The following is a 19,807-nucleotide window of genomic DNA, read 5'->3' as shown; positions in this document are numbered from 1 at the left end:
GTGGCTTTAGGATAAACCATGATGGGTTAACATAAAAAAACCGCACTGTTATGTGCGGTTTTTTGTTAGCTTTGAACTGCCGATTTAGCGGCGCACTTTTAGTAATTGCGGAACTACTGATTAAACGTTACCGAGAATGTAACGGGTACAGTGGTAGTAATGCTTTTAAGGCCTGCAATTTTTTGCAGTGCACTTACACCGCCAGCTAAACCGAAAGACTCTGCCTTTATCAGTGTAGGCGCTGTGGTTGATACCGTTAGTGTGTCTTCACTTACTCGGCTTGCTTTAATAGAAAAAGACGTTGGAACAGCTTTTCCGTGAAGCGTAAGAATGCCATCTACTTTACCGTTCATCACTTCACCATCTTTTAGGTTCATCATGTTCTCTGGCAAGTCGGCTTCAAACGTTGCTTGCGCGTACTTGGTTACTTGAAACAGCATTTCCTGCATGCGCTTATTGCGTATATCAATGGCTGTGTTTACCGATGAAAGGTCGACATTTACCATTAGCTTCCCAGCGTCTGACAAACTGCCGTCGAAATCATCAAATTTGTGTACTTCAGTTACCTGGGCATTTTTTGTTGAAAGGAAGTGCAACACGCTGGTCTCGGTGTCCATTGTCCAGTCAGCGGTAGCTGGAAAGGCAAGACCGCATGCAACCAAGGCAGAAAATAACGTACGTATACGCTTTGCCATCATAAAATTACTCCTTGTTCAAATAGGGTGCTATCGCCAAAAGAAAACGCGATGCGATAATAGGTAATACGGTTTAGTCAGTGTGCGGGTTTACAAAATCATTGTATTGCACCACATCTTCCCACGGCACACGCTGGTCGCCCATAACTACAAAGTCAGGGTTTTCCAATGAATGACGTTGATTGTACGTCAGTGGCTCAAAATTGGCTGCGGCAATGCTGCCTCCTGCTTCCGACACTATGCATTGCGACGCACCTGTATCCCACTCACCAGTAATGCCGATGCGCATAAAGACATCTGCTTTACCTTCAGCAATAAAGCAAGCTTTCAACGAGCAGCTACCAAGGGGAAGCGTATGATAAACACGCTTTGCGCTCATACGGCTTAGTACTTTCTCGCGCGATTGGCGGCGGCTTATTGCTATCATCACCACGCTTTCACTGGGGTCGTCCAGTTTACGCACGTTAATTTGATGGTCGCCATCGGGTGAAGCTTTGTTAGCGCCCTTGCCTTTTTGTGCATAATAAAGCGACTGACCTGGTGGCCAAAAAATAACCCCTATCACGGGTTCATTATTTTCGATAAGCGCAATATTAACGGCAAAGTCGCCGCTTCGTGCTATAAATTCCTGAGTGCCGTCGATGGGATCTATTAGCCAGTATCGAGACCAATGTTGGCGTTCTTCTAAACTTGCGTGCTTATTTTCTTCAGACAAAATAGGAATGTCTGGTGTGGCAGCCATTAACCGCTTGTTGATAATATCGTTGGCAAGGTAATCTGCGCTGGTAACGGGCGACTCATCGGCCTTTTGATAGGCGTCAAAATCACCTTTGTCATACACTTCTAATACAGCTTCACCAGCTTCAACAGCAATTGTCTTTGCAAGTTCTAGTAGATTGGCATGGGCGTCATCGGGCATTGTTTATTGTTCCTTAAACCACTTCTGAGCTAAAAACAGTGCGGCAATACAGCGTGCTTCAACAAAGTCTTCTCTTGAAAGTAAAGCATCTGCTTCAGATAAAGGCCAGTGGATTACTTCAAGTGGCTCGGGTTCGTCACCTTCAAGTTTTTGTGGGTACAGATTACGCGCCAGCACTATAGTCATGCTGGCATTAAAAAACGTAGGGGCCATGCTTACGTTGTGTAGCTCAATGAGCTCGTGGGCGCCAAATCCAGCCTCTTCTTGCAGCTCTCGGTTTGCAGCTTCAATAGCGCTCTCACCTGGGTCGATTAACCCTTTTGGGAAACCCAGTTGATAAGAGTGCGTGCCGGCTGCATATTCGCGAATAAGCACCATGGTGTCGTCGTCAAGCATTGGTACTATCATTACTGCACCGCGGCTTCCGCCCGCCATGCGTTCGAATTCGCGCGTTTCGCCGTTAGAAAACTCAAGGTCTAGACGTTCCACCCGAAAGAGTTTGCTTTGCGCAACAATTTCACGAGAATGAATGTGTGGTAACGGTTTGTTCGGGTCAATTTTTGGCATGGCTATCGCTACAACTTTGTTATCATATGTTTCATATAATCTGTATCTAGCTTACTTCATTATAAGGAAAATCGCTTGCCCTTTCTGCCCTGGAATGAAATTGATACCGTGCTTCTTGATATGGACGGCACACTGTTAGATTTACACTACGACAACCAGTTTTGGTTACACCATTTACCAAAGCGATTGGCACAGCTTCGAGGCATCAGTGAGGCGCAAAGTCAGGCTGAAATGACAGCGCGATACGAGGCGGTGTTTGGGCAAATTCAGTGGTACTGCCTAGACTATTGGGCCGAATCGCTTGAAATGGATTTGGAGGGTGAGTTTATGCCTTTAAAGCGCGAGCTGGCGCACCTTTTAGAGCTGCGTGAAGACACCATACCGTTTCTACAAGCACTACACGAATCGGGTCGAGAAGTGGTATTGGTGACCAATGCTCACCCAAATAGCTTGGCACTGAAACTTGAGCATACGCAGCTGGATGATCATATAGATAATTTGATATCTACACATGAGTTTGGGGTAACAAAAGAATCTCAACTGCTTTGGGAAAGGTTGCAGGCACGAGTGAAATTTGAGCCATCGCGCACGTTATTTGTGGACGATTCATTACCTATTCTTAATGCAGCAAAAACGTATGGTATTAAGCACTTACTCGCGGTAGATAACCCTGATAGTAAATTGCCTAATCGAAATATTACCGAATTCCCCGCTGTTCGCGATTATCGCCTTATGCTAGATGACATTAAGGCTAATCCATTAAACGCTAAACCGTAAGAAGTTAAAGCCTAAAAGTCTACACAAACTAGGCTAAGAACTGGCACACCAAAAGGATATGAATTAGTGGTTTCAGATATTATTTATGTTGGCTCTAAAAACCCAGTGAAGATAAACGCGGCGTTAAATACGCTGTCGGATACGTTAGAGCACGACTTTGAAGCGCAAGGTTTGAAGGTACCAAGCGGTGTAGCCGACCAGCCAATGACAGAAGACGAAACTCGTCTTGGTGCCATTAATCGCGTTAAGGCAATGCTAGAGCACCATCAAGGTGGGTTAACCGATGCATGGTACGTCGCAATTGAAGGTGGCGTTGACGTGTTAGAAGATGGCCCAGCCACTTTTGCGTACGTGGCTATTTACCATGAAGGTCATTGGTCAGTAAGCAGAAGCGCCAGTTTGCCGCTGCCGGTTAGCGTTTATCAAGCGCTGCAGAGAGGTGAAGAGTTAGGTAACGTAATGGATAGACTGTTTGATACGGAAAACGTAAAACAAAAAGAAGGCGCTATTGGTTTACTTACATTAAATCACGCTACGCGCCAGAGTGTGTACGAAGTGGCGCTAACTTTGGCTATGGCCAAATTTCACTTTCCAGATTTATACACCGACTAATGCTTCGCCTGTTGTACGCGTAATACTGCTACTATTTTTACTCAAAGGGCGCGCATCAAGCACGCCTCTGAAATCTTTTCCCATCTCAGTAATCTTTTCTTGAAGCGCATCGCTTTTTATTCTCTTAACTTGTTTAGTTTTTCTCTATTTGTCTGATTTTTATGGGGTTTTAGGTTTTCTTGAACTTTGGCTTTTTAGTTGCACGATTACTCGACCATATCGTGCACCAAAAGGAAAAGGAGTGTGACCATGAGCGAAGCTATCAATACCTATAACCCTGCAACTGGTGAAAAAATCGATCACTATCATCTTTTATCAGAAGCCGATGCTGAACATGCAGTGTCACGTGCGCAAGAAGCATTTCTAACGTGGAAAAGTACATCATTTGAAGTACGCGCTAAATTGTTTGAAAACTTGGCAGCACTCATGGAGTCGCGTATTGATGATTTAGCAGGGCTAATGACCCGTGAAATGGGCAAAGTATTAGCGCAAGGTAAGCAAGAGGTGCAGCTGTGTGCTGAGATTTGTCGCTACACCGCGCAACATGGTGCAGACGTGCTAGAAGACGAGCATCGAATTTTTGAAGGCGGCAGAGCCATTATTACGTATCAACCTATTGGCGTAGTGCTTGGCATTCAGCCGTGGAATTTCCCGCTTTACCAAGTTATTCGTTACAGTGCATCTAATATTATGGCGGGTAATACTACCGTACTTAAGCATGCACAAAATGTGTTTGGCATGGCGGTAGCTACTCAGCAATTATTTGAAGATGCAGGTTTCCCTAAAAATGTTTACCAGTCGCTACTTATTGATGGTGAAACGGCGAGTAACTTGATAAAGCATAAATATGTGCGCGGCGTTACGTTTACCGGTAGTGACAAAGTGGGTAAGCAAGTGGCACAAGAAGCGGCCAGTTTGTCAAAGAAAACCGTTATGGAGCTTGGTAGTAATGATGCCTTTGTTGTGCTTTCAGATGCTGACATCGATAACGCGGTAGACATGTGTATTCAAGGCCGCGTTATTAATAATGGTGAGACCTGTGTTGCGGCAAAACGCTTCGTTATTGAAGATAGCGTGTACGACAGCTTTAGAGATAAGTTTGTTGAAAAGTGCAAAGCGCTGAAAGTGGGCGACCCAACACGCAGCGAAACAAACCTTGGTCCTATGGCTCGTGAAGACTTACGAGACGAGCTGCACGAACAGGTGAAAACGTCGATGGAAAAAGGCGCTGAGCTTCTCTTAGGTGGTGAAATTCCTGATTCGGCGGGTTACTTCTACCCCGTTACAGTGCTTGAAAACGTAACGCCAGGCATGCCTGCCTACGACGATGAGTTATTTGGTCCGGTTGCCTCACTTATACGTGCACAAGACGACAAGCAAGCAATGGAAATTGCGAATGACTCGCGCTACGGCCTGGGTGGCGGTATATTCAGCGACAATGTAGATAATGCTGTTGCTTTAGCGCGTAACGAGTTTGATACCGGGATGGTAAATATTAACGGATATTCTCTTGCCCAGCCAAACCTACCTTTCGGTGGTGTAAAAGACAGCGGCTATGGCCGTGAACACGGTGGTTATGGTATGCGTGAATTCGTTAATATTAAAACAATTATGGTTGCTGAACAGAGTGCCTAGCCCTTTGGGGTTTAAGGCAGTGTAGGTAAAAAGCAGAGCGCGCACCGATGTGCCGCAGGGAGTGAAGATGAAACAGCGTAAAACACAATTAAGCTGCGCTATTCTGGTAAGTATAGGGCTTGTTGCAAACGTATTTGCTGCACATGACCCTTCACTAGCTGCTGGTTTATATTCGGGTGCAGATAAAGATGCAGCCAAAGAGACTAGCGCTGCACTTGAGACGAGTGATAACCGCGTTTGTAAAGACGTGTCGGTTCAAGTTTTAGGCTCTGGCGGGCCAGAGCTGGACGATGGCCGCACGTCAAGCGGCTACCTAGTATGGGTGAATGATAAGGCCCGAGTGATTGTTGATGCGGGCAGTGGCAGTAGTATTCAATTCGGTGCATCAGGTGCGCAATTTGAAGATATAGATGCATTGTTATTGTCGCATTTACATACCGACCATGCCGCAGACTTACCCAGCTATCTTAAGGGTAGCTACTTCACTAGCAGGCAAGACAATTTAATGATTTTTGGCCCTGCATGTAACAACGTAATGCCAGCAACATCCACTTACGTTGATACGTTAGTAGGCGATGAAGGCGCTTTTCGTTATTTATCCTCGTATACGCAAGACGGTGAGGACGACTACACCATCGTAACTACAGATGTTACCGGTGCAACAGCATCAGAGCCGCTTTTTGTCACCATAGCACCGGATATCACAGCCAAAGCACTCTCTGTGCCTCACGGGCCTATTCCTACACTGGCATGGAAGGTTATCGCTAACGGATGCAGTATTGTTTTTTCTGGCGATACCAGTGATGCTAGCAATGCGCTGGCGGCATTTGCCGAAAACGCAGATTTACTTATTTTGCACAACGCTATTCCCGATAATGCGGGAAATGCGGCAAAAAACCTTCATATGACGCCCACACAGCTTATTCAAATAGCTAAAGACTCGAAGGCAAAACAGGTGTTAGTGTCACATATAATGAAGCGTAGTGAGGCTGGCCTAAATGGGCTGGTGGAAGCGATGACGGTTGTAGCACCGGGGCGAGTGTATGCAGCAAAAGAGTTAATGAACATCACGCTTGAATAAGCGCGATGTTCACTTGAAATGGTGTAATTTAGAAGCGCCTATTGAGGAGCAAAAGGTAGCGGAACCGGCGTACCGTTTACTGTCGCTTTACCGTCTTTGAACTCAAGATCGGTTTCGTAGCCTTGTTCGGTAATCTTAAGAAAACCCTGTTCAGCGAACGCGTTTAGCATCATGGGTGCCTGTTGATCGGCAGCCGCTTTAATTTCTTCAGCTGTCATATTTTGTGCCTGCGGATTTGCCAAAATTTGCCCCATCATATAGCCCGACGTCATACTTTCAGCAAATGCTTTATCGGCCGATATTTTAGCATCAGCTAAAAGGTGCGATATCCAGTATGCTACGTCTTCCATTGTGCCTGGCAATGCAGTGATACCCACAAGCTTTGTGTTTGCTTGCGCGGTAAACGAACCTTCTGGCACCGTCGCTTTTAGCTTTGTGATGTTAATTTCAGGCTCTACTTGTAACTGACTTAGCAAATTATCTTGTACAAAGCCTTTCAGTTTGTCGCCAAGCTGGTCGGCAGGCACGGTAAGCGCGTTATTGTTGAATTCTTGATAGGCTTTAACAAAATCTAGCTCTAGATTGTTAATGGCTAAACCCAGCGCCATATCGCTGGCTTCCATGTCTGGCCCAACGGCTTTTTCTAGTGCGTATTCTACATACACATTAGCGGTATTTGTTGCCTCGTTTATTTCTGTATTGGTGACAAATGATAGTTTGTCTAACGTCACTTCACCTTTTTGTTCATCAAGCCCTGCAACAATGATGCTAGCGATGTGTGCTGTAGCCTCTGATTCAAAAAGTTCACCTTTTAGCGCCTTCATAAAGTCGCCTTTGAACGTCATTGTCATATCAAGGTCGTTCATACTGAAAGAAAAGGTGTTGTCGCTCATTGCGAATGTACTTTTTTCTGACGTATAAACGATGTTCTCGCCTTGTTGATTAGCCTCGCCTTTGAAGCCAGAGAATGATGCAGAAAATCCATCCTCGCCTTCTGCAACAAATGCTGGAATTTCATCGCTATAAGCTAAGCCGCCTAATAAGCCAATAGCACCGGTATTGATATACAGCGGTTTAGTGTTGTCCCAGCTCATATGCTCACGTAGTGCTTCAGCATCAATAGACACCGTGTACTGTACTTTCCCTATACCTACATCGTTACTAAAAAATACTGGGCCGTGGTGCGCCACTAATGTGGCCATTATGGAAGGGTTTTCTTCGGTAGGCACTTCTTGAGGGTCAAGCTGTTGCGCAGCCATAAGGGCATTTAGATCGAATGCGAGTTCGATATCAGCGGTAGAGGAAAACCAGCCTTTCTCATAGGAAACTACATTCGCAGAGTAAACGGGCATATCGTTGATGCCTGTTATGGCGGTATTGACGCGTTGCTGAACGCTGTTTCCAATAAAGTAGGGCGCAGCACCAAGTGCAACTATTGCTGCACCGGCGCCGAAAATAAGGGGCTTATTCATATTACAGTCCTTTGTGTTGTTGTGTTCCAGTGCCTTTTTTCAAGGCAGTTTCAGTGTGTCTTGAGTTTTATGTTTAGTAACTATTAAATATCAATGGGAATATAGCCACTGGCATTTGGGGTACCAAATAAGCGCGACGCTTGATGTACCTCATTCGGCAAGCTTGAATCGGGCTTAAATTTACCGCTCACTTTTATTTTCTTCATGTTAGGCGCCACAATGGCATCCATTGAAAGCCCTAACAGGTTCGGCTCTTGCACCACAATGCCAAAATCGTCGCCTTCACAGCGAAGCGTGGCAGAATAAGTGCCGAAATCAATAGGCCCTTGTGTTCCTGCTACAGTAGCGTTTAGCCAGTCGCCCTTACCACTCAATGTTAAGCACGTGGGCCCGAAAGCCAGTTCATTAAGCTGTAGCTTAAAGCGTCCGCCAGCGTTCACAGGAAGTGGCAAGCGTACTTTGGCAATAACGCGATCTACCGGTAAGTACAAAGTGAAATCTTCTGTTTTAACGCGTGTTTGGCTGAACAGCCCGGTGGTAATTGGGCCTTCAAACGCAATATCGTTTTTATCACGAATATTACCGCCTTTTACGTTTACATTAATTTTGCCTAACAGCATATAGAGTGGGTTAAGTTCCCACTTCACGTTGTTAATAGGTAAGCCATCCACCACAATGGTTTGAGCCTTTCCGCTAAACAACGTGCCGCTTACGTTAGCTACAGCAACGTTGCTTGGAAGATTAATACGTCCAAGTACGTGAACGGCGGGCATATACGCAATGGCAAACAGCAAAAAGGCAATAACACCGCCTATTACCCATGTAACTTTTAACTTCATGATCTACCTAACTGTAATCGGCGAATTTTTATATATCCAGCGTCATCGGCTTCTGCAATGTCGGCTTGAAGAATGACAACGCCCATGCTTTCCATAGACTGAAGCCACGCCAATACATCATTGAATGGCGCTTGATCTACCCACACTTGCAACTCAGCTCCCTGAGGCTGCATACGCGTAATGGCAATATTGTGTTTTGATGTTGTGCGGTTTACCGCCTGCGGTAACGAACCCGTTAAGCTGCTTTTGCCACCGCTGCTGCGACGCAATAACGCTGCCCGTGCGCCACTGTCTTTAACCCAAGTCAGCAAAGACTGTTGATTGTTTAAAAGCTTCTCTTGTTTGTCTAGCGCAGCATTAAGTGGAGACCAAATAGCAAAATAAAAGATAGCGATAACAACCATTACCGCCGACGCAATAACCAGCTTCTGCTCACGGTCAGTCAGCGCTTTAAATTTCTCTAGTAGTGCATTCATAGCGCGCTCCTAATCGATACTGTACCGACCACACCGTTATCGCGGTTGTTTATTGCGCCCTGCTCTACGGTAAAGCCTGCACTTTCCGCTGAGCGTTTAAATTGCTCTAGCGCCTCAAAATTTTTGCCTTGAGCCTGCATTCTTATTTCGGTACGTGACGCATCGAAACGCAGCGTTTGTGGTGTTACGTCGGTAGCGGCAAAAGCGGGAGAAAGCTGGTCTAGCATAACTAACAGCGTAGCATTGCCTCCGCCTTGCTCTAGCTTGGCTAATTCACCTTCAATGGCAAGACGTGCATTGCGATAGCCGCGAAGGTTAGGAAAGCCTGCTTTTACGGCTTGTTTAATTTCAGCACTCAGTGCTTCGTTTTGTGATTCAAGCTGATAAAGGGTAACGGTTTTATCGACAAGACTTGTGCTTAAGGCAATAACCGCAAGAATGGCGGCTACGCGCCACTGCATAAATTCACCCGAACGCTTGCGCTTTACTTTGTATTCACCCTGGCACAAGTTAAATCCGCCGCTCATCGCTTCTTTCGCAAGCACCTGCATTGGCAGCTCTAGTGGCGCCTCTGCTTCCTCTATATTAGGTAGTGAGCTTAAATCAATACCCGCAAAGTTGGTTACTGCAATGGGCGCTTCGTTTTGCGCGGTAAAGTGAGCCAGCGTGGGTAGAAGCCAGTCTTGCTCGCCTTGAACACCTTTAAACGCGTCTTGTCGAACTAATAGCTGATTTCCTAGTATTAACACCGACCAGCCACCTTCTGTTACTGGTACAGCTAGTACATCTGGAATTATGGTGTCGCAAAATAAGTTGGCGTCGCTAAGCCATTGCTGCCACTGCTGCATTTTTTCATGACTAACAATGGCTACTGCCTGTTCGTCACCTTGTTTTGGGCCTATGGCAAAAAACTGCTCGCTAATGTCGGTAGCAAGTTCGTCTTCCAGCATAAAGGGCAATGCCGACAGTACTTTTCGTCCTGCACGCGGCGGCAGTGTTACCCATTTAAGTAGTATTTCACTGCTAGGTGCAAGGGCAATAACAGCCCGTTGACCTGCGCGCTCGGTAAGAGAAGACAGAGCGTCTGCATCGGGTAATTCGCCAGAGGCAATAATTTCATTCTCTGTTTGCGAATACACCAGCCAGCTAATGGGATCGTGGTGGTTGGCGCCAAGGCGCACCAATAGTTGTTCCATCAATAGGTTCCCCCAAACTCGCGATTCACAATGCTTACAGCGTTATCTGTATTCACGTGAAACACGGTGGAAAGCTTAAAAGTTGCTTTGTTGTACTGTGTTTTTGTGTGCAACATAAAATACTCAGTTTTTACGTCGAACCAGTCTTGTCGCGTATTCGACATACTGAGTGCTTGAATACTTGGTTCGGCTAAAAAATCACCTTTGTCGTCCCAACCACTTGGTGGGCGACTATTAATCAAACTAGACGCTTGTTGTAAATCGAGCCCCGTAAGCCCTGCAAGCAGTGCGGCGTCTTCTGTTTCTAGCGTATTAACGTTAATTTTTAGTTCGCTATTGTCTGGTACTACACACACCAGTGGCATCAGCTCATTTATCCACTGTGGTGACGCACCGTTTATAATACGCAATTCACTTTTCGATGCCAGTGGTCCGTTAGCCGCAAGGTATGGAAATTCCCTTGATTCGTACTCACTGTCTTCGGCACCGTAAGCGCGCGTGTTGTCATCGTCGTCTACCCAGTCGGCAAGACTGTCGCGAAGTGTGTCTGCTGTGTAGTTATCAAGACCATCTATGTTGAGCGCGAGCAACATACCGTGAAAAGCTTCCATGGCCTCGGTGGTGATGTTACTGCTGTTTGCACTTTGATTCTGGTTTTGACCGCCGCTAACAATAGCATTTAAATTAAAGCACGATCGCATGTCTTCTAAATTGGCAATTAAGCCGCCATTTTCTAATGGATAGCGAAACTCTTGTGCCCAAGGTTGATCCAATGAAATGGCATTTGGGCTTTCTTTAACTAGACTTTGAATAGATTTACGGGCAAATGCTTCTGCTCCTAGTGCGTACCAATAAGCCTGGTTGTTGTCTTTTAGGTTCATGGTACGCTGCACTTGAAGCTGTAGCCGTGTACCCATTTCCGTAGCAAGTACGGCTACCAACGCCACAATCATAAGCACTATCATAAGCGCTACGCCGCGCTGTTTAGCCGGTGGAGATGATAGCGTTGATATGTTTTTCACCTGCATCATTGGCTTGAATCCGTTACTAGCGTGAATTCACGGCGAATTCGGCCAAAATCTTTACTGACGAACTCAATGGCAACGGCTCTGGGAAGACCGGTGCCCTTAAAGCTTTCGCTCCAGTTTATTTCTTTATTGCTTACTATGTTACTGGTGGTGTCTGTTGGTGCTACAAATTCAAATTTAAGGCTGTCTATATCTTCTAGCAAAACGCGTATTTTGGGCTCGTGACCAATTACGTTATCTACATAGTTGCTATAAAGGCGCTCTAATTTATTATCACGCAGACGGTATACAATAGGCTGCAGCGTACTTCTCGGTAGCATTAGCTGTGGGTTATGCCAGCCACCTCTTACTAAACCAATGCCGTCGTCGTCACTGTCGTCCATCTCGCCGCCGGCCAATACCACTTCTTGTTTTTCGCCGTTAACACGGGCTGCGCGAGGTACCGCTTGTTGAATATCACGCTCAATGGTTATCATGGCGCGCTGCAGTAGTTGCAGTTTGGCAAACCGTTCTTCAGAAATTTCATTGCTGTCAATTACGGTGGTAAGCAAACCCGTAGAGGCGAGGCCTATCAATGTGAAGATAGCCATAGCGATAAGAATTTCGATAAGCGTAAAGCCGCGCTGCATCTTCATTACTCTGTGGGCTTTGCAACAAACGTGGTGACCGAGGTTACCGTGCTGCCGTAGCTTTCATCTTCGCCCACGGCAACGGTAACGGCGCGTAAATCGTTGTCGTTGGTTTTGGTGACGGTTTGCTGCCAATACCAAGTGCGGTCGGCCATTTCCATGCTGCCCTTAAGGTTGTTTTTGGGCGGCCAAGTATTTTCTAACTGAAGTTGGTTCAAGCGATTGCTTGCTACCCAATTGGCGAACGTTACCGACTCTATTTGACCTACGCTAGATAAATGCTCGCCTGCCGCTTTTAAAATGGCGGTGCCGGTAAGTGCAAAAATAAGTAAGGCCACCATCACTTCAAGAAGCGTTAGGCCCTTTACTTTCGAAGGTAAGCCGGTGGGATACTTTGAGCGCATCATAATAACGGCGACTCCAATGGCCCTTCTAAGGTCAGCGGAGGCAGCTCCTGATTTTGAAGGCTGTAGTAAACCGGCTCTTCACCGTCGTCGCCTTCGTAGTTAAACGACAGCACAAAAGGCGTTATTTCACCGCTCGACATAATAAGGATTTGCGGTGGAGGCAGTTTCTTTTCTTCTTCGTTGCCTATTTCAACGCCGGCATCAGACACACTTAAGTTTTCGTCAAACAACTCTCTGTCGAACAGGCGGTCTTCAACGTCCCACGGTAAGTCGTCTAGGTTCAACTCGTAAGTGAAAGGTTCTGGCAGGGTGTAGGTACTGTAAATGTCTTCCTCGATGCGTTGCCATTCGTCTTCATCATCTAGGTAAACAAAGTAGTATTCGTTTTTTTGCTGTTCAAAACGTACACCAAGCTGCTGCTGATTAAGCACTGCAAAGTCGCTTGCCATATCCACAATAACTTGTAGCCGCTGCGCTTGGCTTTTAAGCAGGTCAGACTTACTGGCACCGAATGCGTTAAACATCACAAAGCCAGCAGCTAAACCAATTAGCAGCAGTACAAGCATGACTTCAAGTAGTGTGAAGCCTGCCTTTTTAGAGTGTGTACTGCCGCCGCGTAGCATAAATACTTAGTTTAGGTATTCGTTGATGTTCCAGTTACCAATATCGTCATCAGTACCTGGTTCGCCATCTGGGCCATTCGAAAAAATATCTACTACGCCTAATTCTCCTGGGCTAATTAGTGCGTAAGGGTTGCCCCACGGATCTTCTGGTAAGCGTTTAATAAAGCCACCTTCAGGGTAGTTACGTGGAATAGGGTCGATAGTTGGTAGGTTTACCAGCGCATCTAGGCCCTGTTCCGTTGTTGGAAAGCGGTTATTGCGAAGCTTGTACATTTCAAGCGCGCTTTCCATTTGCTGAATATCAACAGCGGCCTTTTTAAGCTGCGCTTCTTCTTGGTTACCCAAAATTTGCGGTGCAACCATAGACGCCATAATACCGATGATTAGAAGTACAACCATGACCTCAATCAAACTGAAACCAGAACTGCGATTTAGAGTTTTCATTAAATATTCACCATATTGTTCAATGCTAGAATTGGCTGCAATATTGCCATTACGATGAACAGAACAATACCTGCCATCGACACAATAAGTAAGGGTTCAAATACCTTAAGTGAGACACCAATAAGCGCTTCGAATTCCCTGTCTTGATTATCTGCAGCGCGCGACAGCATTTGCTGAAGCTCACCCGACTTTTCACCCGATGCAATCATGTGCATCATCATGGGTGGAAACATTTTTGTGTTGTCTAATGCGGCGCGAAGGCTACTACCTTCTTTCACGTTTATTGCGGCATCAGACACTTGGTTTTTAATGTGCTGGTTTTCCAATACGTCGCCCGATATGCGCATAGCTTCAAGTAGCGGCACAGCACTGGCACTTAAGATACTTAACGTGCGAGCAAAGCGTGCCGTATTAAGACCTTTAGACACTTTGCCAATTAAGGGAAGTTTTAAAAGCACGCGATGATAGCGCAACTTCATGTGTTTTTGCTGCAATACACGCTGAATAATAACCAGCAATATGCCAATGCCAAGCAGCATAAATAAGCCGTAGTCTTGTAGCCACGTACTTACTGAAATAAGGAACTGCGTAATGCCGGGAAGGTCTTGCCCCATATGGTCGAACTGCCCCACAATTTTTGGAACAACCACAGTAAGTAGCAATAACACTATGCCCATTGCAAAAAACAGCATTAGCGAGGGGTAAATCATGGCCTGAGTAATTTGGCTGCGAGTTTGTTGTCTACGCTCTGTGTAGTCGGCTAAGCGGTTCAATACCGTATCTAAGTGGCCAGACTTTTCACCGGCGGCAACCATAGCGCGATAAAGCTCGTCAAATACACTGGGGAATTCACCCAGTGAATCGGCTAGGCCGTGACCTTCTACTACTTTACTGCGCACAGCCATCATCATGTTTTTTTGTCTGGGCTTCTCACATTGTTCGGCAACGGCAAGCAGTGCTTCTTCAATGGGTAATGCCGACTCTACCAATGTAGCAAGCTGGCGTGTTAATAGCGCAAGGTCTGACGCAGAAATACGGGGTTTGAACAGTGAAAAGCTTAAGCCTTTGCTGTTTGATTGATTGCGCTCGGCAACTTGCTCCACTTCCAGTGGAATAAGCCCTTTTTCACGAAGCTGCTGACGCACTTGGCGAGGGTTATCACCCTCAAGCACACCGCTTGAATTTTTTCCGCGGGCATCAACCGCTTTATAAGCGAACGCCGCCATTTAGTCTTCCCTCGTTACTCGTAATACTTCTTCAAGTGAGGTTTCACCGGCAAGTACTTTGCTGCAACCGTCTTCACGAATGCTAGGGGTAGTTTGTCTGATATAGCGCTCGATAGCTTGCTCACCTACACCTTCGTGCATCATCTCACGCACTTTCTCATCAACCATCAATAGTTCATGAATACCTGTTCTTCCGCGATAGCCAGTTTGGTTACAGGCAGCGCAGCCGTGAGGTCTATAAATGGTGGTTTCGCTGGTGGCTGTTGGCCCTAGGATCTCTAGCTCAGAGGCATCTGGCGTGTGCGGCTGTTTACACTCTGGGCACAAGGTTCGAACAAGACGTTGCGATAGCACGGCAAGTAAACTTGAAGACAACAAGAAAGGCTCAATGCCCATATCTTCTAAACGGGTAATGGCACCTGCAGCGGTGTTGGTATGCAGCGTAGATAATACCAAGTGACCCGTTAAACTGGCCTGAACCGCAATTTGCGCAGTTTCAATATCACGGATCTCACCTACCATTACTACGTCGGGGTCTTGACGAAGGATAGCGCGAAGCCCGCGAGCAAAGGTCATATCTACACGGGGGTTAACCTGTGTTTGCCCTATGCCCGGTAAATCAAATTCAATGGGATCTTCAACGGTAAGAATGTTGCGGTCGCGGGAGTTTATTTCGGTTAATCCTGCATACAGCGTGGTACTTTTACCCGAGCCAGTAGGACCGGTTACCAAAATAATGCCGTGAGGCTTTCTAATTAAACTAGAGAAGTGGTTGCGGTTTTGCAGCGTCATGCCTAAATCTTCAAGATTTAAGCGTGCGTTGTTTTTATCAAGCAAACGCAGTACTACACGTTCTCCGTGGCTTGACGGCATGGTAGATACACGTACGTCTACTGCACGGCCTGCAATACGAAGCGTAATACGGCCATCTTGTGGTACGCGCTTTTCAGCAATATCCAGCTTCGCCATTACCTTTATACGCGACACCAGCATTGAAGATAGTTTGCGGTTAGGACGCAGAATTTCACGCAATACACCGTCTACACGAAAACGCACTACCAGCTGGTTTTCGAAGGTTTCGATGTGAATGTCCGAAGCTCCTTCTTTAATGGCTTCACCTAACATCGCATTAATCAGCTTGATGATAGGCGCATCGTCTTCACTGTCTAGCAAATCTTCGGTGTCAGGAAGGTCTTCGGCTAGTGCAAATAAATCACTCTCGTTACCAAGGTCTTCCATCAACTGCTTTGCTGCCGAGCTGTCACGTTGGAATGCGCTAGTTAGCAGGCTTTCAAATTCATCGGCAGGGATAGTTTTTGGTACAAAAGGCTCGCCGTAAAAACGACGTACTTCTGCAAACACATCAAAAGGAGTGTTTTCTGTGAAATACAGCACAGCAGGTGTTTCGTTCGTTTCCAACAGCACTTGATTGCGCTTTGCAAAACTAAACGACAGCTGTTTGGGGCCGGCTTCTGCCTCTGGCAAGCCAGCGTCTTCACCCATGGCTTCAAGCGCTTCTTCTTGCGCTTCTAAAGCCTGAGTAATTTGTTCGTCTTGCCCTGCCATATTAGTCGTTACCTTCTTCTTGTTTCTCTTTCTCTAGAAGGTACTCTTCAAACGATGGCGGTAGTGATAATGCATCATTCCACTCAGGCATGCTTGGCGTGTCGGTGAACGGCATTAACGAAACCCCTTCCTGCTGACGCTTAAGCTGTAGCGCACGCATGTAGTTGTACTTACGATGGCTTATTTCGTTGGTAGTTGCACCGTCGCGCACGATGGTAGGTTTAAGGAATACCATTAGGTTACGCTTACGCTTGCTGGTAGATGATGTCTTGAATAAGTGCCCAAGAATCGGAATGTCACCTAGTAACGGCACTTTTGACACACTTTCTTGTACGTCTTCATCAATTAGGCCACCAAGTACAATGGTGCCGCCGTCATCAACAATTACCGTGGTTTTAATTTCACGCTTGTTGATAGAAATATCTACTGATGTTGCACCGCTTACGCTTGATACTTCTTGTTCGATAAGCAGTTGTACCGCGTCGCCTTCGTTAATTTGTGGTGTAACTTTAAGCTTTATACCTACTTCTTGACGCTCTACCGTTTGGAACGGGTTAGAGTTATTTGCGCCAGTTGTAGTACCGGTAATAATTGGCACTTCCTGACCCACAATAAAGAAGGCTTCTTCGTTATCCATGGTCGTTAGGTGCGGAGTGGCAAGAATGTTCGAGTTAGTGTCGGTACTCACTGCTTGTACTACCGCGCCCCAACCATTTTCAATAATACCTGCAATCATACCGTTAGCGCCGCCAAGTAGGCTTGCTAGGTTAGTAAAATCGCCTTCAATAGTTTCAGTTGATTCAACAACTTCACCATTTGCAGTCACGTTAGTTCGGTTTACTTCGCGGTCTTCTGCCTGACGAAGCGCCACAGCTAATGAGCCCACAGGAATAACGCCGTTATTAAACTGCGTGCCACCACCGTCTTCCGATACCCACTGTACGCCAAGGGTTGCGCCATCGCCTTCAAATACTTCAACAATAATGGCTTCAACTTGTACTTGCGCACGGCGCACGTCTAGCTGGCGAACTACCTCTTCTAGTGAGCGCATCATATCTGGTTCTGCGGTAATTACGATGGCGTTAGAGTCTTCGTGTGCATCAATGCTGATTTCGCGGTTTGAACCCGAACGACGCGATGTGTTTGTACCACCTTGCTCTTCTGCTTGAATGCTGGCCGATACGCCTTGTAGAACCTGTACTAAGTCTTCAGCCTTGGCGTAGTTTAAGAACATAACGCGCGTGTTGCCGTTCGTTTCAAGTTCTTGGTCCATACGCTGAATAAGGTTAATCAGGCGCTGACGGGCTTTTACATCACCACTTACAATAACCGAGTTTGTTCGGTCGTCTGCAACTGCACGAGGCTCAGACTTACCACCTGTATTTGCTTTACCCTGCGACTTATTAATGCTGTCGATAATACGCACCATTTCAGATGCTGACGCATAGCGAAGTTTTACAATTTCTACTTCTTCGTCACCAGCACGGTCAACGCGTTCAATAATTTCTACTAAACGGTTTACTACCGCTGCGCGTCCAGTCAGCATCATTACGTTTGAAGGGTCGTGGCTTACTACATTACCGCCGCCGGCTTGGTCATTTAGCTGACGTAGAATAGGCGCAAGTTCACGCACTGGCACATTGTAAACGGGCACAACGCGAGTAATCATTTCATCGCCGTCACGTTTAGAGCCTTCAACAACAGGGATGTTTGATGTTTTTGCGTCTTTAGAGCGAACCACTTTCAAAATGCCGCTTGGCATTTCAACAACGGCAAAGTCGTAAACCTGTAGTACGTTTAAGAAAAACTGATAGTACTGGTCTTCATTCAGCATATCGTAGCTACGAACGCTAATTTTACCGCGAACGTTCGGGTCGACGATAATGGTGCGTTCAAGGTTTTTACCTACAATATTAATAAATTCATTAATGTCGGTATCTTTGAAGTTAGGCATGTACTCAGCAGCGGTTACTGAGAAACACAGAAGTGCTGTACACATTGCCGTGCCCAAGCGAGATAATATTTTTTGGCCAGTGCGCCTTTTCATTCTAACTTCCTTCATTTCCTAATCTGTCGATGCGCGGTGTAGTTGTTATATTCCGCTGCTTACTACCTATTACCTGTATTGCCAATTTATTTATTGTTCTATGACTCAGGTAAGTCTAGATACAGGGTAGTTAAGCTGTCATCTCTAATAATTGTTAATGCTATGGTTTGTGCACTTCGAAGCTCTGAAAGGGCTTCTTGCGATTGTTGTAGGTCTGTTAAGTCAAAACCATTAATTTGAGTAATTACATCGCCAGCTTGTAAACCTGCTGATTTAAACAGCTCAGGTTTTTGTCCGGGGCTAACCTGATAGCCAATGAGCTGGCCCTCGTTAGTCTTTGGCGAAATAGAAATAAAATCGGTGAAACTTGCTGGGCGCTCGCGAATGGCTGCGGTGGCCTCTAGCGCCTCATCGCTAAGCTCTCGAGCGTCTTCATCGTCATCCGTCGTTTCTTCTGGTTGTGGCTGCAATCGTGCAAGCTGCTCACGTCGACGATTCGCTTCTTCATAGTCGATACCGTCTAGCATTAATGTTTCGTTACGCACGCCGTTTCTAATGATTACGCGATCGTTATACACTTTTTGAAGCGTTGCGTTGGTGCCTTCAATTTTTTCACCAAGGCCATAAACTGCTTGGCTGCCGCTGTTTTCGATAATGGCAGTACCAGCCTCTGCTTCCGAGCTGGCTACAACACCGGTTAGCGTAAGGTTCAATCGGGTTTCTGGTGCATCAGTAACATCAACAACCGCTTCTACCTTTGGCTTGGCTGCTGCATTTCCAAATAAATTTAGCTGTTGTATTTTGCGTATGTCGCCCCCACTTTTGCCTGACGCAGAAGAAAGTGCTGGAGCACGCGTTACACTAGGTGTCGCAGACAGCTGTGGTTCAGGTATAATTTGCCACATTAACTTGGCGGCGAATGCGATTAAGTACAAGCTAAGCAGAACCACTACAAGCGTATGTAGCTGTTTTTGATGCTGGTTCAGAAAAACAACCAGAGATTGTGGGTTGGGTTTATTGAATGTCATGCTGCCACTTATGGTACTACTTATTATAATAAAGTGAATTTTTGGTTAACCGCGCTTTAGCAAAACCCATAATAGCCTAGTAAAGGTGGGGGTCACAACACTAAAGCTCCACCATTACGAAATTATTACATGAGCCAATCGGAAAGCAACAATACAACACAAAACGTCAGGCTGGACAAGTGGCTGTGGGCTGTAAGGTTCTTCAAAACCCGCGCAATAGCCAGAGATATGGTGCAGTCGGGGAAGGTTCAGTACAACGGCCAAAGGGCTAAACCTGGTAAGCATGTAGAGCTTAATGCCATGGTAAAAGTTCCGTCTGGTTGGGATTACCGTGAAATAAAGGTGCTAGGCTTAAGTGATAAGCGCTTAAGCGCACCGCTAGCGCAAGCACTTTATGAAGAAACCAGCGAAAGTGTAACAAAACGTGAAGAAAATCAGGCGGCAAGAAAAATGAACGCATTTCACAGCCCTAAGCCTGAAAAACGACCAGACAAAAAGCAACGAAGACAGATTATTAATTTTAAGCAGCAGTAACGTGTT

21 protein-coding genes are annotated in these 19,807 nt (G+C 46.1%); 5 read left to right on the top strand and 16 right to left on the bottom strand.

The window, feature by feature from the left end; genetic code table 11:
* Positions 1-113: 113 nt before the first annotated feature.
* The 3 genes from V7R35_RS07030 to nudE all read right to left on the bottom strand — a co-directional run bounded on the left by V7R35_RS07030 (position 114) and on the right by nudE (position 2,181).
* Positions 114-698 carry a YceI family protein gene (locus V7R35_RS07030; RefSeq protein WP_334014021.1) on the bottom strand — a complete coding sequence of 195 codons (585 nt, stop codon included), beginning with the start codon at positions 696-698 and terminating at the stop codon, positions 114-116.
* Between the two features lie 70 nt (positions 699-768).
* The gene (gene cysQ, locus V7R35_RS07025; protein ID WP_334014020.1) at positions 769-1,614 is read right to left on the bottom strand and encodes a 3'(2'),5'-bisphosphate nucleotidase CysQ; all 846 of its coding nucleotides are present in this window, start codon (positions 1,612-1,614) and stop codon (positions 769-771) included.
* A 3-nt stretch (positions 1,615-1,617) separates the two neighbouring features.
* The gene (gene nudE, locus V7R35_RS07020) at positions 1,618-2,181 is read right to left on the bottom strand and encodes an ADP compounds hydrolase NudE (protein WP_334014019.1); all 564 of its coding nucleotides are present in this window, start codon (positions 2,179-2,181) and stop codon (positions 1,618-1,620) included.
* A gap of 75 nt (positions 2,182-2,256) precedes the next feature.
* On the opposite strand from nudE, the gene yrfG reads away from it, so the two are divergent.
* The 4 genes from yrfG to V7R35_RS07000 all read left to right on the top strand — a co-directional run bounded on the left by yrfG (position 2,257) and on the right by V7R35_RS07000 (position 6,286).
* Positions 2,257-2,958, top strand: a complete 702-nt coding sequence (yrfG, locus tag V7R35_RS07015) for a GMP/IMP nucleotidase (RefSeq protein ID WP_334014018.1) — start codon at positions 2,257-2,259, stop codon at positions 2,956-2,958.
* Between the two features lie 66 nt (positions 2,959-3,024).
* Positions 3,025-3,570 carry an inosine/xanthosine triphosphatase gene (gene yjjX, locus V7R35_RS07010; protein WP_334014017.1) on the top strand — a complete coding sequence of 182 codons (546 nt, stop codon included), beginning with the start codon at positions 3,025-3,027 and terminating at the stop codon, positions 3,568-3,570.
* A gap of 249 nt (positions 3,571-3,819) precedes the next feature.
* Positions 3,820-5,205, top strand: a complete 1,386-nt coding sequence (locus V7R35_RS07005) for an NAD-dependent succinate-semialdehyde dehydrogenase (RefSeq protein WP_334014016.1) — start codon at positions 3,820-3,822, stop codon at positions 5,203-5,205.
* A 67-nt stretch (positions 5,206-5,272) separates the two neighbouring features.
* Positions 5,273-6,286 (top strand): MBL fold metallo-hydrolase, encoded by a 1,014-nt coding sequence (locus tag V7R35_RS07000; protein WP_334014015.1) that lies wholly within the window; start codon positions 5,273-5,275, stop codon positions 6,284-6,286.
* Between the two features lie 38 nt (positions 6,287-6,324).
* On the opposite strand, the gene V7R35_RS06995 is transcribed toward V7R35_RS07000, so the two are convergent.
* The 13 genes from V7R35_RS06995 to gspC form a co-directional block, all read right to left on the bottom strand.
* Positions 6,325-7,758 carry a YdgA family protein gene (locus V7R35_RS06995; protein WP_334014014.1) on the bottom strand — a complete coding sequence of 478 codons (1,434 nt, stop codon included), beginning with the start codon at positions 7,756-7,758 and terminating at the stop codon, positions 6,325-6,327.
* A gap of 83 nt (positions 7,759-7,841) precedes the next feature.
* The gene (locus tag V7R35_RS06990; protein ID WP_334014013.1) at positions 7,842-8,597 is read right to left on the bottom strand and encodes a type II secretion system protein N; all 756 of its coding nucleotides are present in this window, start codon (positions 8,595-8,597) and stop codon (positions 7,842-7,844) included.
* Positions 8,594-9,073: a type II secretion system protein M gene (locus tag V7R35_RS06985; RefSeq protein WP_334014012.1), complete on the bottom strand. Its 480-nt coding sequence runs from the start codon at positions 9,071-9,073 to the stop codon at positions 8,594-8,596. Before V7R35_RS06985 ends, V7R35_RS06990 begins: the two co-directional genes overlap by 4 nt.
* Positions 9,070-10,269: a type II secretion system protein GspL gene (gene gspL / locus V7R35_RS06980; protein ID WP_334014011.1), complete on the bottom strand. Its 1,200-nt coding sequence runs from the start codon at positions 10,267-10,269 to the stop codon at positions 9,070-9,072. Before gspL ends, V7R35_RS06985 begins: the two co-directional genes overlap by 4 nt.
* Positions 10,269-11,297 carry a type II secretion system minor pseudopilin GspK gene (gene gspK, locus V7R35_RS06975; RefSeq protein WP_438823452.1) on the bottom strand — a complete coding sequence of 343 codons (1,029 nt, stop codon included), beginning with the start codon at positions 11,295-11,297 and terminating at the stop codon, positions 10,269-10,271. The genes gspL and gspK overlap by 1 nt, the downstream gene beginning before the upstream one ends.
* A complete protein-coding gene (gene gspJ / locus V7R35_RS06970) occupies positions 11,297-11,926 on the bottom strand; it encodes a type II secretion system minor pseudopilin GspJ (protein ID WP_334014164.1) in 630 nt (209 codons plus the stop codon). The genes gspK and gspJ overlap by 1 nt, the downstream gene beginning before the upstream one ends.
* A 5-nt stretch (positions 11,927-11,931) precedes the next feature.
* Complete coding sequence (gene gspI, locus V7R35_RS06965) at positions 11,932-12,333, bottom strand: type II secretion system minor pseudopilin GspI (RefSeq protein ID WP_334014008.1); 402 nt, start codon at positions 12,331-12,333, stop codon at positions 11,932-11,934.
* Positions 12,330-12,956 (bottom strand): type II secretion system minor pseudopilin GspH, encoded by a 627-nt coding sequence (gspH, locus tag V7R35_RS06960; RefSeq protein ID WP_334014007.1) that lies wholly within the window; start codon positions 12,954-12,956, stop codon positions 12,330-12,332. The genes gspI and gspH overlap by 4 nt, the downstream gene beginning before the upstream one ends.
* Before the next feature lie 6 nt (positions 12,957-12,962).
* Positions 12,963-13,400, bottom strand: coding sequence for a type II secretion system major pseudopilin GspG (gspG, locus tag V7R35_RS06955; protein WP_334014006.1), 438 nt, complete (start codon positions 13,398-13,400; stop codon positions 12,963-12,965).
* On the bottom strand, positions 13,400-14,626 hold the full coding sequence (gene gspF / locus V7R35_RS06950; protein ID WP_334014005.1) for a type II secretion system inner membrane protein GspF: 1,227 nt from the start codon (positions 14,624-14,626) through the stop codon (positions 13,400-13,402). Before gspF ends, gspG begins: the two co-directional genes overlap by 1 nt.
* The gene (gene gspE / locus V7R35_RS06945; RefSeq protein WP_334014004.1) at positions 14,627-16,192 is read right to left on the bottom strand and encodes a type II secretion system ATPase GspE; all 1,566 of its coding nucleotides are present in this window, start codon (positions 16,190-16,192) and stop codon (positions 14,627-14,629) included.
* Position 16,193: 1 nt separating this feature from the next.
* A complete protein-coding gene (gene gspD / locus V7R35_RS06940; protein ID WP_334014003.1) occupies positions 16,194-18,239 on the bottom strand; it encodes a type II secretion system secretin GspD in 2,046 nt (681 codons plus the stop codon).
* A 98-nt stretch (positions 18,240-18,337) separates the two neighbouring features.
* Entirely contained in the window at positions 18,338-19,267 is a 930-nt protein-coding gene (gspC, locus tag V7R35_RS06935) for a type II secretion system protein GspC (RefSeq protein WP_334014002.1), read from the bottom strand.
* Between the two features lie 129 nt (positions 19,268-19,396).
* Here gspC and hslR point away from each other — a divergent pair, with 129 nt between their 5' ends.
* Entirely contained in the window at positions 19,397-19,801 is a 405-nt protein-coding gene (hslR, locus tag V7R35_RS06930) for a ribosome-associated heat shock protein Hsp15 (RefSeq protein ID WP_334014001.1), read from the top strand.
* Positions 19,802-19,807: the final 6 nt, after the last annotated feature.

Origin of the sequence: Alteromonas sp. S167 (genome assembly GCF_036864375.1) — a bacterium.
GTDB lineage: Bacteria > Pseudomonadota > Gammaproteobacteria > Enterobacterales > Alteromonadaceae > Alteromonas.
The sequence above is the reverse complement of the archived record's forward strand: the minus strand, read 5'-3'. Positions and strand labels throughout refer to the sequence as shown.

Bases quoted from the DNA above. Each gene is read 5' to 3' on its own strand.
- V7R35_RS07030 (WP_334014021.1), bottom strand. From the start codon at position 698: ATGATGGCAAAGCGTATACGTACGTTATTTTCTGCCTTGGTTGCATGC.
- cysQ (WP_334014020.1), bottom strand. From the start codon at position 1,614: ATGCCCGATGACGCCCATGCCAATCTACTAGAACTTGCAAAGACAATT.
- nudE (WP_334014019.1), bottom strand. From the start codon at position 2,181: ATGCCAAAAATTGACCCGAACAAACCGTTACCACACATTCATTCTCGT.
- V7R35_RS07005 (WP_334014016.1), top strand. From the start codon at position 3,820: ATGAGCGAAGCTATCAATACCTATAACCCTGCAACTGGTGAAAAAATC.
- V7R35_RS07000 (WP_334014015.1), top strand. From the start codon at position 5,273: ATGAAACAGCGTAAAACACAATTAAGCTGCGCTATTCTGGTAAGTATA.
- V7R35_RS06995 (WP_334014014.1), bottom strand. From the start codon at position 7,758: ATGAATAAGCCCCTTATTTTCGGCGCCGGTGCAGCAATAGTTGCACTT.
- V7R35_RS06990 (WP_334014013.1), bottom strand. From the start codon at position 8,597: ATGAAGTTAAAAGTTACATGGGTAATAGGCGGTGTTATTGCCTTTTTG.
- V7R35_RS06985 (WP_334014012.1), bottom strand. From the start codon at position 9,073: ATGAATGCACTACTAGAGAAATTTAAAGCGCTGACTGACCGTGAGCAG.
- gspL (WP_334014011.1), bottom strand. From the start codon at position 10,269: ATGGAACAACTATTGGTGCGCCTTGGCGCCAACCACCACGATCCCATT.
- gspK (WP_438823452.1), bottom strand. From the start codon at position 11,297: ATGCAGGTGAAAAACATATCAACGCTATCATCTCCACCGGCTAAACAG.
- gspJ (WP_334014164.1), bottom strand. From the start codon at position 11,926: ATGCAGCGCGGCTTTACGCTTATCGAAATTCTTATCGCTATGGCTATC.
- gspI (WP_334014008.1), bottom strand. From the start codon at position 12,333: ATGATGCGCTCAAAGTATCCCACCGGCTTACCTTCGAAAGTAAAGGGC.
- gspH (WP_334014007.1), bottom strand. From the start codon at position 12,956: ATGCTACGCGGCGGCAGTACACACTCTAAAAAGGCAGGCTTCACACTA.
- gspG (WP_334014006.1), bottom strand. From the start codon at position 13,400: ATGAAAACTCTAAATCGCAGTTCTGGTTTCAGTTTGATTGAGGTCATG.
- gspF (WP_334014005.1), bottom strand. From the start codon at position 14,626: ATGGCGGCGTTCGCTTATAAAGCGGTTGATGCCCGCGGAAAAAATTCA.
- gspE (WP_334014004.1), bottom strand. From the start codon at position 16,192: ATGGCAGGGCAAGACGAACAAATTACTCAGGCTTTAGAAGCGCAAGAA.
- gspD (WP_334014003.1), bottom strand. From the start codon at position 18,239: ATGAAAAGGCGCACTGGCCAAAAAATATTATCTCGCTTGGGCACGGCA.
- gspC (WP_334014002.1), bottom strand. From the start codon at position 19,267: ATGACATTCAATAAACCCAACCCACAATCTCTGGTTGTTTTTCTGAAC.
- hslR (WP_334014001.1), top strand. From the start codon at position 19,397: ATGAGCCAATCGGAAAGCAACAATACAACACAAAACGTCAGGCTGGAC.